14 protein-coding genes and 1 pseudogene are annotated in these 14,614 nt (G+C 37.9%); 8 read left to right on the forward strand and 7 right to left on the reverse strand.

Annotation, left to right across the window (positions count from 1 at the left end; all coding sequences use genetic code 11):
• The 6 genes and pseudogenes from ABIQ28_RS12160 to mraZ form a co-directional block, all read right to left on the reverse strand.
• A pseudogene (locus ABIQ28_RS12160) lies at positions 1-575 on the reverse strand (phospho-N-acetylmuramoyl-pentapeptide-transferase); the annotation flags it as partial.
• Between the two features lie 150 nt (positions 576-725).
• Positions 726-2,189, reverse strand: coding sequence for a UDP-N-acetylmuramoyl-L-alanyl-D-glutamate--2,6-diaminopimelate ligase (locus tag ABIQ28_RS12165; RefSeq protein ID WP_348037680.1), 1,464 nt, complete (start codon positions 2,187-2,189; stop codon positions 726-728).
• Positions 2,189-4,135 carry a penicillin-binding protein gene (locus ABIQ28_RS12170; RefSeq protein ID WP_348037701.1) on the reverse strand — a complete coding sequence of 649 codons (1,947 nt, stop codon included), beginning with the start codon at positions 4,133-4,135 and terminating at the stop codon, positions 2,189-2,191. The genes ABIQ28_RS12165 and ABIQ28_RS12170 overlap by 1 nt, the downstream gene beginning before the upstream one ends.
• Before the next feature lie 54 nt (positions 4,136-4,189).
• Positions 4,190-4,507 (reverse strand): FtsL-like putative cell division protein, encoded by a 318-nt coding sequence (locus tag ABIQ28_RS12175; protein ID WP_348037682.1) that lies wholly within the window; start codon positions 4,505-4,507, stop codon positions 4,190-4,192.
• Between the two features lie 41 nt (positions 4,508-4,548).
• Positions 4,549-5,445, reverse strand: a complete 897-nt coding sequence (rsmH, locus tag ABIQ28_RS12180; RefSeq protein WP_348037683.1) for a 16S rRNA (cytosine(1402)-N(4))-methyltransferase RsmH — start codon at positions 5,443-5,445, stop codon at positions 4,549-4,551.
• Positions 5,432-5,902, reverse strand: coding sequence for a division/cell wall cluster transcriptional repressor MraZ (gene mraZ / locus ABIQ28_RS12185; protein WP_348037685.1), 471 nt, complete (start codon positions 5,900-5,902; stop codon positions 5,432-5,434). The genes rsmH and mraZ overlap by 14 nt, the downstream gene beginning before the upstream one ends.
• Positions 5,903-6,200: 298 nt before the next feature.
• Between mraZ and ABIQ28_RS12190 the strand changes: the two genes are divergently transcribed.
• Positions 6,201-6,965 (forward strand): alpha/beta hydrolase, encoded by a 765-nt coding sequence (locus ABIQ28_RS12190; RefSeq protein WP_348037687.1) that lies wholly within the window; start codon positions 6,201-6,203, stop codon positions 6,963-6,965.
• A gap of 185 nt (positions 6,966-7,150) precedes the next feature.
• Entirely contained in the window at positions 7,151-7,762 is a 612-nt protein-coding gene (gene yihA, locus ABIQ28_RS12195; protein WP_348037703.1) for a ribosome biogenesis GTP-binding protein YihA/YsxC, read from the forward strand.
• A gap of 91 nt (positions 7,763-7,853) precedes the next feature.
• Here the strand turns inward: yihA and ABIQ28_RS12200 are convergent, their stop codons facing one another.
• Complete coding sequence (locus ABIQ28_RS12200) at positions 7,854-10,079, reverse strand: carboxy terminal-processing peptidase (RefSeq protein WP_348037705.1); 2,226 nt, start codon at positions 10,077-10,079, stop codon at positions 7,854-7,856.
• A gap of 191 nt (positions 10,080-10,270) precedes the next feature.
• Here ABIQ28_RS12200 and surE point away from each other — a divergent pair, with 191 nt between their 5' ends.
• The 6 genes from surE to ABIQ28_RS12230 all read left to right on the forward strand — a co-directional run.
• Positions 10,271-11,047, forward strand: coding sequence for a 5'/3'-nucleotidase SurE (gene surE / locus ABIQ28_RS12205; RefSeq protein ID WP_348037689.1), 777 nt, complete (start codon positions 10,271-10,273; stop codon positions 11,045-11,047).
• On the forward strand, positions 11,040-11,324 hold the full coding sequence (locus tag ABIQ28_RS12210; RefSeq protein ID WP_348037691.1) for a hypothetical protein: 285 nt from the start codon (positions 11,040-11,042) through the stop codon (positions 11,322-11,324). Before surE ends, ABIQ28_RS12210 begins: the two co-directional genes overlap by 8 nt.
• Before the next feature lie 55 nt (positions 11,325-11,379).
• Positions 11,380-12,507, forward strand: coding sequence for a lipid-A-disaccharide synthase (gene lpxB, locus ABIQ28_RS12215; RefSeq protein ID WP_348037693.1), 1,128 nt, complete (start codon positions 11,380-11,382; stop codon positions 12,505-12,507).
• Between the two features lie 113 nt (positions 12,508-12,620).
• Positions 12,621-13,232 (forward strand): NlpC/P60 family protein, encoded by a 612-nt coding sequence (locus ABIQ28_RS12220; RefSeq protein WP_348037695.1) that lies wholly within the window; start codon positions 12,621-12,623, stop codon positions 13,230-13,232.
• Between the two features lie 81 nt (positions 13,233-13,313).
• Complete coding sequence (locus ABIQ28_RS12225; RefSeq protein ID WP_348037697.1) at positions 13,314-13,835, forward strand: C40 family peptidase; 522 nt, start codon at positions 13,314-13,316, stop codon at positions 13,833-13,835.
• 25 nt (positions 13,836-13,860) lie between these two features.
• Positions 13,861-14,614: ComEC/Rec2 family competence protein (locus ABIQ28_RS12230; protein ID WP_348037699.1), on the forward strand; the 754-nt coding region annotated here is incomplete at its 3' end.

The following is a 14,614-nucleotide window of genomic DNA, read 5'->3' on the forward strand; positions in this document are numbered from 1 at the left end:
GTTTTAGTTGATTTCTCTTCAGCTTTAAACAATTTGGAGGCTTCCACATTTGGATTTGCTGCCAAAACCTCCCTTTGTTGGGCAATTGGCAATTTCTCCTTAATGGTCACATTTTGGTTGAAATACAAAGTGGCACCCACAATAATTCCCAAACCAACTTGTCCTAAAACTTTAAATCGCCCCTTTAAACCTTCTTTGTCTTTTTTAAACTTTTTTATATAATCATCCAAAAACCCGATAGCACCCATCCAAATGGTAGTCACGATCAAAAGTATGATATAGATATTATCAATTTTGGCAAACAATAACACAGGAATCAAGGTGGCAATGATGATGATAATCCCACCCATAGTTGGCGTTCCAGCCTTTTCAACCTGTCCTTCCAATCCTAAATCTCTAATGGATTCTCCTACTTGTTGCCTTTGTAAAAACCCAATAATGCGCTTACCGTAAATTGTTGAAATAAGCAACGACGTGATAATCGCCATGGCCGCCCTAAAAGAGATAAATCCGAATAGGGAAGATCCGGGAAAATCAAAGTGTTGTTTTAAATATTCAAAGAGGTAATAGAGCATCTAGATAGTGATTGTTGATTGTTGATTGTTGATTGTTGATTGTTGATTAAACTGAACTTCGTTATTCGTTATTCGTTATTCGTTATTGCAATTATTATTATTTATTACTATTATTTATTAGTACTTCTAATTCTCCGAGCTTCAAGCTTCTCATTTTCCCAGCTGTTTTAAAAAATCCTGCACGATCTTATAGTCATCAAAGTCACTTTTTACACCTTTAACTTCCTGATAGGTTTCGTGGCCTTTTCCGGCGATGAGGATGATATCATTGGGTTGCGCCATTTGGCAAGCGGTTTTAATCGCTTGTTTTCTATCGGTAATCGAAACGGTTTTTTTGAAATTTTGAGGTTCTACGCCTTTTTCAATGTCTTCTATAATCGTTTCAGGAACTTCGCTTCTCGGATTGTCACTTGTAAAGATGACTTTTGTGCTTAAAGCAGATGCGATATGCCCCATTTTAGGACGTTTGGTTTTATCGCGATCGCCACCACAACCAACGACCGTAATTAATTCTTCATTTTTAGTACGGATACTGTTGATGGTTTCCAATACATTCTGCAAAGCATCTGGCGTATGTGCATAATCTACAATAGCCGTTATTTTTTCGTCAGAAATAAAATACTGAAAACGCCCTGAAACACTTTCCAACTCGCTTATCAAACGCAAATTCTCGACTTTTTCAAGCCCTAACAATTCTGCGGCAGCGTAAATAGCTAAAATATTATACGCGTTAAAATCGCCAATTAAGCGCGTCCAAACTTCATTATTATTAATTTTTAGCAACAGACCCGTAAATTGATTTTCTAGAATCTGCGCTTTATAATCGGCATAGGTTTTTAAAGCGTAAGTGTATTTTTTTGCCTTGGTATTTTGCAACATGACCAAGCCGTTCTTATCATCAATATTGACCAATGCAAAAGCATCTTTGGGCAAGTTGTCAAAGAATGATTTTTTGACATCTCTATATTCTGCAAAGGTGTTGTGATAGTCCAAATGATCATGCGTCAGATTTGTAAAAATCCCGCCTTCAAAATGTAGTCCTTCCGTTCTGTTTTGATGAATCCCATGAGAACTCACTTCCATAAAACAAAATTCGACACCAGCGTCACTCATCAAGCTCAAATACCGGTTGATGGTCAAAGAATCTGGCGTGGTATGAGTTGCTTCATACTCCGTCCTATCCACCATGACTTTTACGGTAGACAATAAACCGACCTTAAATCCTGCTTTTTTGAACAAATGGTACAACAAAGTCGCCACTGTAGTTTTGCCATTAGTACCAGTAACACCAACCAATTTTAGATTGGCTGAAGGGTTATGGTAATAATTAGCAGCCATAAAGGCCAAAGCCTTACTGGCACTTTCGACCTCTATATAAGTAATGTCACTTTGTAAATTTTCTGGCAAGACTTCACATACAATGACAATCGCGCCTTTTTCAATCGCTAAGTCAATATATTGATGCCCATCAGTCAAAGTTCCTTTAATAGCCACAAAAACATCTCCTTGCGTGATATGTCGAGAGTCAAAATCTATCGCGTTCACTGTTACGCTCGTCGTTCCGACAACGGCGTTGATAGTAACCTTATATAATATGTCTTTTAATTGTGCCATTATATATTTAAATAGACTTCTTGATTGCGTTTTATTTTGCTGCCTTTTTCAATGGATTGCTTTTTAATGACGCCCACACCTTCAATTTTCACTTTCAGACCCATATTTTCTAAAAGCGCCAAAGCATCCATCGCTGGCATCCCTCTTACATCGGGCATAATAGTTTTATAAGTTTGAGCCGTGTCATAATAATTTTCGAAATCCTTGTTAACGATGGCGTTTTGGAATTTCAAGGTTTCTACCTCATCAGAAATCGGCGTATCAGTAAATATTTTTTGTGCAATTTTCTTAAACACTGGCCCAGACACGTCACCACCATAATAACCCACACTTTTATCAGGCTCATGAATCACGACGATGCAAGAATACTTTGGATTATCCGCAGGAAAAAACCCAGCGAATGATGAAATATAACTCAGCTTATCTTTATTGGCATAATCCTTTTGGCAGGTTCCCGTTTTTCCCGCCATAGAAAAACTAGGCGAATACAACTTTTTTCCTGTGCCATGCTCCACCACGTTTTCCAATAGTTTTTTAACCTTATCCACGGTTTCCTGAGAACAGATTCTTGGATTAAGAACTTCTTTTTTGAACGGCACGATGGTTTTATCAAACTCGCGCACTTCACGCAAAAATTGTGGCTTTACCATTTCGCCATTATTAGCAATAGCATTATAAAACGTCAAGGTTTGCAACGGTGTAAAAGAAACTCCGTAACCGTAAGCCATCCACTGCAAGGCAATACCGCTCCAACGTCCGTTTTTAATTCGAGGATCCGGAATAATTGGCTCAGGCTCTCCAACAAGCGCTAAATCCAAACGCCTGTTCAAATTCATGGCATACAAACGATCAATAAATTTGCTTGGCTGATCCTTATAAGCCTTATCAATAGCTGCAACGATGGCCGTGTTCGAAGACACTTCAATCGCTTTTGCTAGGGATATTTTACCATAGCCGCCATGTTTAGAATCGCGTACCTTTTTACCATAAAAGCTCAACACGCCTTTTTGCGTATCGAAAACGTCGCTGGTATCAATGACTTTATCCTCTAAAGCCGCAGTTATCGCCATAATCTTAAAAGTAGAACCTGGCTCATGACTTTCGGCAACGGCATAATTTAAACGCTCATAGTAATGGCCATTTGCATTCCGTCCAAGATTTGAGATCGCCTTGATTTCGCCCGTTTTCGTTTCCATAACAATCACAGAACCATGATCGGCCTTATATTTTTCGAGCTGTTCCAATAAAGCATGATGGGCAATGTCCTGAATATTCACATCGATGGTCGTGTACACATCATAGCCATCTTTTGGCTCAATTTCATTATAATCGGTAATCGGCTTCCATTGACCTTGACCGATTTTTTGTTTCATTCTATGACCGTCAGTTCCTCGTAAGTACATTTCGCCAAAAGCACCTTCAATACCTGCTCGTACTACGTGCTCATCTTTATCGATGCGTTCATAACCGATAGAGCGTTGTGCAATGCCACCCATAGGATGCTCGCGCTTTGTAGTTTGCTCTACAATAAGTCCACCTCTAAATGCCCCAAGATTCAATAATGGAAAATTTCGGATGCGCGTATAATCGGTGTAATTGATATTTCTTGCTATAAGGAAGTATCTGTTTTTATTTGCCCTTGCTTTTCGCAGTTCTTGTTCATGATACCCTGAGGATTTTCCTGTGTATTTTGACAAAGAATCACTCAACGGCTTCAAATAGCTCTCAAAAGTTTTAGTGGTCGGCGTCAAGGCATCAAAACGAATGTCATACTTAGGAATTGAAGTTGCCAACAAACTCCCATCGGACGCGTAAACATTGCCACGATTGGCAGGAATTGTTACATTTTTAACCGTGCGCTTTTCAGCCAATTCACGGTATTTATCACCTTGCACCAATTGAATAGTGAGCAATTTGAACACCACAGCAAGCGCAAAGACAAACATGATGCCTGCTACAAAATACAATCGGTTCAATATGTTCTTTTCAGTGTCTGCCACTTATTTCTCTGATTTTACTTTTATTTTTTTTGGCGGATTTGGAGAGGGTGCAATCTCTTTTTCTGCCATTTTTTGAACGATGCCAGACTCCATTTTGAGACGCATCAACTTTGATCTTCCATCCACAAATGCGGAACGCCATTCTTTAACTTCATTATTTAAGCGCGCTATATCATGTACTTTTTGATCGGCACTATGTGAACTCGCAATCATGATAATAGCCAAAACAGAAATAAAAATGATGACTCTCCAATTTTTGAAGGAATCATCGCTGACCAAAAACTTACCTCTTAATATGTGATAAATATTGTTTTTCATTCCCACATTCCTGCGAAGGCAGGAATCTTATTTAATTCAACTTATATCTTTTCAGCAATTCGAAGCTTTGCACTTCGCGCTCTACTGTTTTCTTTTATCTCAGCTTTTGACGGCACAATCAATCCACCAACTTTTTTTAATGGCACTTCAAAATTTCCAAACACATCGCGCTCTGGCTCGCCTTCAAACATCCCATTTCTTATAAAACGCTTTACCAATCGATCTTCCAATGAATGGTATGAAATGCAACTTAAACGACCACCTGTTTTTAACATTTCTGGCGTTTGAATCAGCAATTCCTTTAAAGCTTCAATCTCTTGGTTCACTTCTATGCGAATGGCCTGATAGATTTGCGCCAACACTTTATGCTCATTCTTATGTTTTACAAATTTTTTCAAAACTTCTTTTAGATGCTCGCTTGACTTGATTTCATCTGTCGCGCGTTCTTCAACGATCAACTTTGCCATTGCTGGTGCTTGGCGTAATTCGCCATATTGAAAAAGAACATCTCTAATCTGCTCTTCATCATATTTATTGATGACATGAAATGCTGTCAACTGACTATCCTGATTCATTCGCATATCCAAATCAGCTTCAAAGCGCGTTGAAAACCCGCGTTCAGCAACATCAAACTGATGCGAAGACACGCCAAAATCGGCTAAAATCCCATCCACTTCCTTAGCGCCATAAAAACGCACGAAGCGCTTAACGAATCTAAAATTCTCATTGATCAACGTAAAACGAGGATCATCAATCGTATTTAAAAGAGCGTCCTTATCCTGATCAAAAGCGAATAGCTTTCCGTTCGGCCCCAAGCGTCTTAAAATCTCGCGGCTATGACCGCCGCCGCCAAAGGTCACATCAACATACACCCCATCTGGTTTGACATTTAAGCCATCAACCGTCTCCATAAGTAAAACCGGATTATGATATTCCATCTTCGTCATCCTCTTGTCCCATAACCTCCTCAGCCAAATCTGCAAAATCATCGGCCGCATCGTCTATAGCTTGTTCATATTTATCTTTATCCCAGATCTCCACAATATTAATTGCTGAAGACACTACGATATCTTTTGAAATCCCAGAAAACACCATCAAATCCTTAGGGACCAGCAATCTGCCCGTACTATCAACTTCCACAATTTTAACTCCTGCGGTAAACCTTCGGATGAAGTCGTTGTTTTTCTTTTTAAAGCGATTAAGTTTGTTCATTTTTTGCATTAAAGCCTCCCATTCGACCATGGGATACAATTCTAAACAAGGTTGAAAAACCGCTCTTTTTAGAACAAATCCATTTTGAAGCGCAGGCAACAACTGTTTTTTGATCGCAGAAGGCAACATAAGTCTGCCTTTTGCATCTACTTTACATTCGTATGTTCCTATTAATGAGCTCAATTGAATTTGTTTTTGTATCTAACGACCGAGAGTCAAATATATTGAAAATATTACCACCTTTTACCACAATTTACCACTTTTGTTGATAAGTTTACGATTCTGAGCTTAATTTTCGACAAAATGAAGAAAATCAAAATAAATAAAGCCCTGTTTTTGAAGGGATTAAAAAGTGGTAGAAAGTGGACTTTTCGGTTGTAAACAACTTTTCGGAAAGTATTATTTGGAAGAATGTTGAAAAAGAAATAAAATTTCGCTGAAATAACTATATTTGTTTTTTATGCATAACTACCAGCCATTAATGATACACCTCTTAAAAAAAGAAAAGAATTACAGTTATATTGAAGTAGGCGAAGGCAAGCCGATTATTATTCTTCACGGACTAATGGGCGGACTGAGTAATTTTGATGCTGTGGTAAAATACTTTGGAGATAAAGGTTATAAAGTCATCATTCCCGAACTCCCTATTTACACTATGTCTTTATTAAAGACTAATGTTAAAAGCTTTGCTAAATATCTTCATGATTTTATTGAATACAAAGGGCTTGACGATGTTATATTGCTGGGAAATTCCTTAGGTGGACATATTGGTCTCTATCATACAAAGCTTTACCCCGAAAAAGTAAAAGCACTCATTATTACTGGAAGTTCTGGTTTGTATGAAAGCGCCATGGGCGGTGGTTACACTAAACGAGGCGACTATGAAGTGATCAAGAAAAAGGCACAGGATGTTTTTTACGATCCTGCAGTGGCGACCAAAGACATTGTGGATGAAGTTTATGAAACTGTCAATGACCGAAATAAACTGATCAAAACCTTAGCCATTGCGAAAAGTGCGATCCGACATAATATGTCAAAGGATTTGCCTAAGATGGATTTGCCCGTATGCATTATATGGGGGAAAAATGATATTGTCACGCCTCCTGAAGTTGCCGAAGAATTTCATCAACTTTTACCAGATTCTGAATTGCACTGGATCGACAAATGTGGACATGCCGCTATGATGGAGCATCCTGACGAATTTAACGCGATCCTTGCGGAGTGGCTTTTGAAGAGGAATCTTTGAAATTGAAATTGAAGTTGAAGCTCAAGACCGATGACAGATGACCGATGACGGATGACAGATGACGGATGACCGGGACTGAGGACTGAGGACTGCCGACTGAATACACCTACCACAGCATAAATTCAAAAAACTTTGCGTTCTTTGCGCAATCTTTGCGCCCTTTGCGTTTAAAACCTAATATCATGATCATCAAAACTGCCGAATTTTTAATGAGCAACTCCGAAGTGAGTAAATGCCCTAAAGATATTTTGCCAGAATACGCCTTTATAGGTCGTAGTAATGTGGGCAAATCGTCCTTGATCAACATGCTTACCGATCATAAAAACTTAGCGAAAACATCGGGCAGACCGGGAAAAACACAACTTATCAATCATTTTTTAATCAACAAAAATTGGTTTTTGGTCGATTTACCAGGTTATGGTTACGCTCGTGTTTCAAAATCATCCAAAAAGAAATTCCAGAGATTCATTACTGACTATTTTGAAGAACGTCAACAATTAGCCTTAGCCTTTGTTTTGGTGGACATCCGACATGAGGCTCAAAAAATAGATTTGGAATTCTTGGAATATATGGGAGAAGGTGGGATTCCCTTCTGTATTATTTTTACAAAAGCAGATAAGTTAAAACCAAAAGCCATTGAGCGCAATGTTGCGGCTTATATGGAAAAGCTTCTCGAAACATGGGAAGAAACCCCTAAATACTTTATTACCTCTTCCTCCTCTGCCATTGGACGGGATGAAGTCCTCGCACAAATTGATACTACAAATGATGAAATGAATGCATTGAGAAAGAATTAAATACCACAATACAATCAATCACACATAAAAAAAATGCTCCAAAGTTTGAATCAACTTTGGAGCATTTTTATTATCTATTAGTTTGAAGATTTTACTTCTTTACATTATTGACTACTTTTTTAATATCAGTAGGCCCTCTTAAATCATTCAATACATTGAGTGCTTCTTCCACATAAACATCCTGGCTCAACGCTTTGTGCCAGCGCACACGCTTTTCTTTTAAAGTACTATCAGCAACCATCAACTCATTTTCGTATGGCAAGGAGCTGAAGGTTAAATTCGTTTTATAGTCAGCCAACTTTTCGAACTGCTTAGCCTCATCCTCATTTAATTTCAACGCTGTCTTATAGGTATCATATTTAAGTGAATACATATCCTGATCTCTGATTTTTTTAACCCATTTTGCATTCTCATCAATAAGTTTCAGCTGCTCATTTTTCGCAATGCGAGCATAACTGTTATCGATTGCTGTTTGAAAGCCTGAATTATTGTTCCAAACGGTATAATTGGCAGCATCAATTCTGTCATACGGCAATGGATTTTCCTGATTCTTTTCGCCTAAAGCGATATAACTATAGCGATCTGGAACCACCACATCACTTTTCACGCCTTCCAATTGAGTTGACCCACCATCAATTCTGTAATATTTTTGAATGGTATATTTTAATGCACCCATATCTCCCAATGAATTATTCTTCACCATTCGATTTAAATCCAATACGGTCTGAACTGTTCCTTTTCCAAAGGTTTGTTTACTTCCAATAACTAAAGCACGTTTGTAGTCTTGCATAGCGGCAGCTAAAATTTCAGAGGCCGAAGCCGAATTTTCATTCACCAAAATCACCAATGGACCGTCCCAAGTTATCGCTTTATCTTTGTCTCTCAATACTTCTTTTTGACCGCCCGTAGTTTTAACCTGTACAATTGGACCTTCTTTTATAAATAATCCCGCCATATCGATCACGGTTTGCAAGGATCCTCCGCCATTGTTCCTAAGATCTAATACCAATCCTTCAATGTTTTCTTTTTTCAAGCGTTCGATCTCAAGTTTTACGTCGGTAGCTGCATTTCTTTTGTTGTAATCATCCATACTGACATAAAAACCAGGAAGGTTGATGACGCCAAACTTTTTATTATCCTTGATAACGGTTGATGACTTCGCATAAACCTCTTCTAATTCTACAATATCCCTTGCAATCTTTAAGTCTTCAATAGTCCCATCTACTTTTTTCAAAGTTAAGATGACGCTTGTTCCTTTAGGACCTTTTATCAATTTCACAGCATCTTCCAAACGCATCCCAACAATACTCACTGCAGGCTCACCATTATCTTGCTGTACTTTAAGGATTTGGTCGCCCGCCTCCATTTTATTCTGTTTCCATGCTGGACCACCACTGATGATTTCCATAATGGTCACAACATCCATCTTTTTTTGTAATCTTGCACCAATACCTTCAAATTTTCCAGACATGGCCACATCAAAACGCTCTTTATCTTCCGGAGCGTAGTAAAATGTATGTGGATCAAATTCGGCAACAATGGCATTCAAATAAACGGCAAACCAATCTTCACGATTACGTTCATTGATATAGTCATAAAGCTCATTTAGAGAACTCAAAGTCGTTTTACGTGCCTCTGCCTCTAATTCAGATAATGATTTCATTTCCTTTGGATCTTTTGAATCTTTAGTTTTATCTGATTTCGGAAGCTCCCTCATTTCTGAATCAAGCATTTGATATTCATCATCGGTCATGTTCTTAACTTTATTCTTTGAGGAAATAGTGTTTTCCTGCTGAGAAATCAAATCGTCATAATTGGCAATCGTTGAAAACTTAAGTTGGGTTCTCCAACGGTCACGCATTTCCTTTTTTGAATTGACATAGGCCAATTTCTTGTAATCTGTATTGATATCTTCGTCTACATTGTAATCAAAAGGTTTTGCCAATACATCTTTATACAGGATTTGAGACTCTTCAATACGTTGCAATAAACGCTCGTGGGTCAAATTAAAAAATGACAAATCGTAACTTTTTAACTGGTCATCAATTTGATCTTTATAAGCTTCAAATTCTTTGATGTCTGAAGCATAAAAATAACGTTTAAAAGGATCAAGCTGATCCAAGTACGACGCATAAACCTGCTCAGAAAAATCATCATTTAAGTCTTTAGGACTGTAATGACCTTCTTCAAGAACATAGACAATCAACTGCATTAATAATTTATCCCTATCCGGGTCGTCAAAAGTTTTCTTAGTAAAACTGCACGATGCAAACGCTAGCATCAGCGCCAACAACAAAACCTTATAATTCCTTTTCATGATATCTTTCATATTGTTTTATAGCATTATTTAGAGCATAAGTGCATTAGGCGACTTATTATATTTCACTAAAGTAAAAGAAAAAACCATGCCAATAAAACCAATGCCTACTAATTTTTTGTTAAACCTCCTCAATTAGAGTTATAAGACCTAATTTATGTATTTTAGCAGACTTAAATTAAGTTTGAAAAATGAAGAAAAGACCACTTATTTTAGTGACTAATGATGATGGAATTACAGCACCGGGGCTGAGAACACTAATTGAAGTCATGAAAACCATTGGCGATGTTGTCGTCGTTGCTCCCGATAGTCCACAAAGCGCAATGGGCCATGCCATTACTGTCAACTCGACACTTTATGTTGAAGAAGTACAAATAGATCCTGACGGAACCATTGAATATAGCTGTTCTGGCACCCCTGCCGACTGCGTGAAATTGGCCGTTAAGCAAGTTTTGGGCAGACGACCGGATCTTTGCGTCTCAGGCATCAACCACGGCTCCAACTCCTCCATTAATGTCATTTATTCAGGTACCATGAGTGCTGCTTTGGAAGCCGGCATTGAAGGTATTCCTGCTATTGGGTTTTCACTGTGTGATTATAAATGGAGTGCCAACTTTGAAGCCTGTAAAGGCTTTGTGAAAACCATTACTGAAAATGTATTGAAAAATGGATTGCCAACAGGAGTGGTCCTGAATGTAAACATCCCTAATTTACCTAAAGAAGCGATTAAAGGCATTAAAATATGCCGTCAAGCAAAAGCCAATTGGGAAGAAGAATTTGACAAGCGTACCAACCCGAATGGCCGTGATTACTATTGGTTGGCTGGGAAATTTGTTAATTTAGATCACGGCGAAGATACGGATGAGTGGGCTTTGGAGCATGGTTATGTTTCCGTGGTTCCTGTTCAGTTTGATTTGACCGCCCATCACTGTATTCAAAATTTAAACACTTGGAATTTAAATGATTAAAAAAGAACTATTTATCGGTTTTTTGGTAGGATTAATTGCCAATGCCTTCGGCTTCATTATTGCCATCTTTATTTTCGGAAATGGCGAAAGAATTTCTGACGTTTTCAGACAATCGTTAGCTCAGGGATTTTTCAACAAATTAGTGAGTATTGGCGCCTTGTTAAATCTTGTTGCGTTTTTCCTATTCCTCAAACAAAAACGCGATTATCGTGCGCGAGGTGTTATTTTCGCAACGATAACCGTCACGATTGCCACGTTTTTATTAAATTACAAGTAATAAAAACAGATTAATTCTGATCTGTTTTTAACCCTAATACCGCAATTCACAAAAAATGAAATACTATATCATTGCTGGCGAAGCCTCTGGAGATTTACATGGCGCCAACCTCATGAAGGCATTGCAAAAACAAGACGTGGACGCAGAATTCAGGTTTTGGGGTGGCGATTTGATGCAAGCGGTTAGCCCGACTCTTGTAAAACATTATCGGGAGTTGGCTTTTATGGGCTTTTTGGAAGTGGTCATGAACTTAAAAGCAATCACCAAAAATCTGGCATTTTGCAAAGCTGATATTGAACAATACAATCCAGACGTTCTTATTTTCATTGACTATCCGGGATTTAATTTGCGCATTGCCAAATGGGCGAAGGAAAAAGGATATAAAACCCATTATTATATCTCGCCTCAAATTTGGGCTTGGAAAGAAAACAGGATTCACGCCATCAAACGTGATGTTGACAAGATGTATGTCATATTGCCGTTTGAAAAATCGTTTTATGAAGACAAACATCAATATCCTGTCGAGTTTGTTGGGCACCCGTTGATTGATGCCATTGCAGACAGAGCGCAAGTGAGCGAAACTGAATTTAGGGTCAAACACAAACTTTCTGACAAACCAATCATCGCCCTGCTGCCAGGAAGTAGAAAGCAGGAAATCAGAAAAATGCTTTCCGTTATGCTAAGTGTCGTTAAGGATTTTAAAGACTATCAATTTGTAATTGCAGGCGCACCAAGTCAGGATTACGAATTTTACGGCAGCTTCATCAAAAAGGAAAATGTATCCTTTGTCAATAATGTAACTTATGATCTATTGAGCGTTAGTACAGCTGCTTTGGTAACTTCAGGAACGGCAACTTTGGAAACCGCTTTGTTTAAAGTACCAGAAGTTGTATGCTATAAAGGGAGTTGGTTGTCCTATCAAATCGCAAAACGCATCATCAATTTAAAATACATCTCCTTGGTAAATTTGATAATGGATAAGCCCGTAGTCGTCGAATTAATTCAGGATGATTTCAACACTAAACGTCTAAAAAAGGAACTCCACAACATTCTACAATCTGACAAAAGGGAACAACTTTTTATGGAATATTTTGAATTGGAAAAGCAACTAGGAGGAAAAGGTGCGAGTGAAAAAACGGCACAATTGATTATTAAAGACGTTAAAAAGCATAAAACACAATAATTTTATCGAAAAATTTTATACTTTCGGCAATCAATCAACGTTTAATAAAAACTTTGCTATTGCCAAAATATGGTAATAAGTTTCTATTTGTATAAAAAATTATATTTGGCCTTATGAAAAAGATCGCGCTACTCCTTCTTTTGCTGATCACTTTTAGCAGCTGCAACTCCTCCAAAACATTTGTGACAACCAATTCAAAGAACACTAAAATTGAATCAGATCCAATAAAACTACCGGCAAACCCTACCTTATCCATTGAAACGAGCATTGTCGATTTAACCCCTGTAGAATTAGCACCGATTGATTTAAACATTATAACCGACATCCCAAAAGCCATTGAAACACAAGCCAACCGCATTGTAAATTATGCTTTTGCATTTGATGGCGTCAGATACAAACGAGGCGGTACCACAAAAGAAGGCATGGATTGTTCTGGTTTGGTTGTGACCACTTTTGACAGCGAAAATATTTCTTTGCCAAGAGTATCTCGAGAAATCGCACGTACTGGCAATTCCATTGATCTGAACCAAGTAAGCAAAGGCGATTTATTATTTTTTGCCACACGTAAAAATAGTCGAACCATTAGCCATGTCGGAATTGTGACGACGGTTAAAGATGGTATTGTAGAATTTATCCATGCCAGTACGAGCAGTGGCGTGATCGTTTCTAACATGGCCGAAAAATATTGGAACTACGCCTTTATACAAGCAAGACGAGTTATATAGTGCAAATACCAATTAAACACTTAGTTTTGGGCTAAAAGTTTCCATAATTCCATATTTTACAAAAAAACTAACTTTCTACAGATGAAAAAGATTGCCCTACTCCTTCTTTTAGTAATCACTTTTAGCAGCTGCAGGTCGTCTAAACGGACTGTGACTACCAAATCAAAGACCGCAAAAATAGATTCCAGATCTAAAAAGTCGGCTCCAATCGCTTACAATCCCCAAGCAGATAAAATCGTGGATTATGCACTCAAATTTGATGGCGTGAAATACAAATATGGTGGCACCACAAAAAAAGGCATGGATTGCTCAGGTTTAGTTGTCACCTCCTTCGATAGTGAAAACATTTCTTTGCCAAGATCCACTGGAGATTTATCAACCACTGGCGACTGGGTGGATTTAAAACAAGTGACTAAAGGCGATCTATTGTTTTTTGCTACCAATAAAAACAGTAGAAAGGTTAACCATGTGGGCATAGTCACTGATGCCAGGGATGGCTATGTTGAATTTATTCACGCAAGTACAAGCAGTGGCGTAATGATTTCCAACATTGCGGAAAAATATTGGTATTTCGCCTTCGTACAAGCGCGACGTGTGATATAATTCTTATTTTTAGTAACTTAGACTTATGAAGTTACTAAATTTTGCGATCATCAAAATTACTCTATGCCTCATTGTAGGCATTCTTTTTGCGCATTATTTCAACTTTCCCACAGATTATATTTTACCAATTACCTTAATTTTCATTGGTAGCCTGTGCATATTACTAATTGTTGAGAAAAGGCGTCTGGTCAAATCAATCGCCTTCGGAATACTCACCGTTTTGACTTTTATCGGCATTGGTATTCTAACCTACCAAGCACATGAACAAAAGCAATTTAAGCAACACTACAGCCAACATATTGATCCTACAAAAGATACTGTAGAAACTATTACCTTTCGGATAAGAGAAGTGCTCAAACCTGGCGTTAATTATGAGAAATATGTTATTGACATTCTCAAAATCAACAATCAAGTTCTTGCTGGAAAAGCACTTTTAAACATAAGAAAAGACAGTCTTTTTGAAGCCTTTAAGGTCGATGATGTTCTTGTGGCTGCAACGTCTTTTAGAGATTTGAATGCTCCATTAAATCCCAATCAATTTGATTATAAGGCCTATCTCGAAAGGCAATATATTTATCATCAAATCTTCGTCGATAATTCTCAACTTTTAGAAATTCCATCTGAGAAACGTACCGTTTTTGGTTATGCTGCGCAATTGCGTACGCATATCAATTCGCAATTAAAACGCTACCACTTTAAACCTGATGAATTAGCCTTGATTAATGCGTTATTATTGGGGCAACGACAGGATATCAGCACTGACATCTACAACAGCTATT

The sequence above is a fragment of the Gelidibacter sp. genome, from assembly GCF_039916245.1.
Classification (GTDB): Bacteria; Bacteroidota; Bacteroidia; order Flavobacteriales; family Flavobacteriaceae; genus Gelidibacter.

What these genes read in the sequence shown, in the direction of transcription:
- ABIQ28_RS12190 (WP_348037687.1), top strand. Translation starts at nt 6,201, where the DNA reads ATGATACACCTCTTAAAAAAAGAAAAGAATTACAGTTATATTGAAGTA.
- lpxB (WP_348037693.1), top strand. Translation starts at nt 11,380, where the DNA reads ATGAAATACTATATCATTGCTGGCGAAGCCTCTGGAGATTTACATGGC.
- ABIQ28_RS12170 (WP_348037701.1), bottom strand. Translation starts at nt 4,135, where the DNA reads ATGTTTGTCTTTGCGCTTGCTGTGGTGTTCAAATTGCTCACTATTCAA.
- surE (WP_348037689.1), top strand. Translation starts at nt 10,271, where the DNA reads ATGAAGAAAAGACCACTTATTTTAGTGACTAATGATGATGGAATTACA.
- ABIQ28_RS12210 (WP_348037691.1), top strand. Translation starts at nt 11,040, where the DNA reads ATGATTAAAAAAGAACTATTTATCGGTTTTTTGGTAGGATTAATTGCC.
- rsmH (WP_348037683.1), bottom strand. Translation starts at nt 5,445, where the DNA reads ATGGAATATCATAATCCGGTTTTACTTATGGAGACGGTTGATGGCTTA.
- ABIQ28_RS12220 (WP_348037695.1), top strand. Translation starts at nt 12,621, where the DNA reads ATGAAAAAGATCGCGCTACTCCTTCTTTTGCTGATCACTTTTAGCAGC.
- ABIQ28_RS12175 (WP_348037682.1), bottom strand. Translation starts at nt 4,507, where the DNA reads ATGAAAAACAATATTTATCACATATTAAGAGGTAAGTTTTTGGTCAGC.
- ABIQ28_RS12200 (WP_348037705.1), bottom strand. Translation starts at nt 10,079, where the DNA reads ATGAAAAGGAATTATAAGGTTTTGTTGTTGGCGCTGATGCTAGCGTTT.
- ABIQ28_RS12165 (WP_348037680.1), bottom strand. Translation starts at nt 2,189, where the DNA reads ATGGCACAATTAAAAGACATATTATATAAGGTTACTATCAACGCCGTT.
- ABIQ28_RS12225 (WP_348037697.1), top strand. Translation starts at nt 13,314, where the DNA reads ATGAAAAAGATTGCCCTACTCCTTCTTTTAGTAATCACTTTTAGCAGC.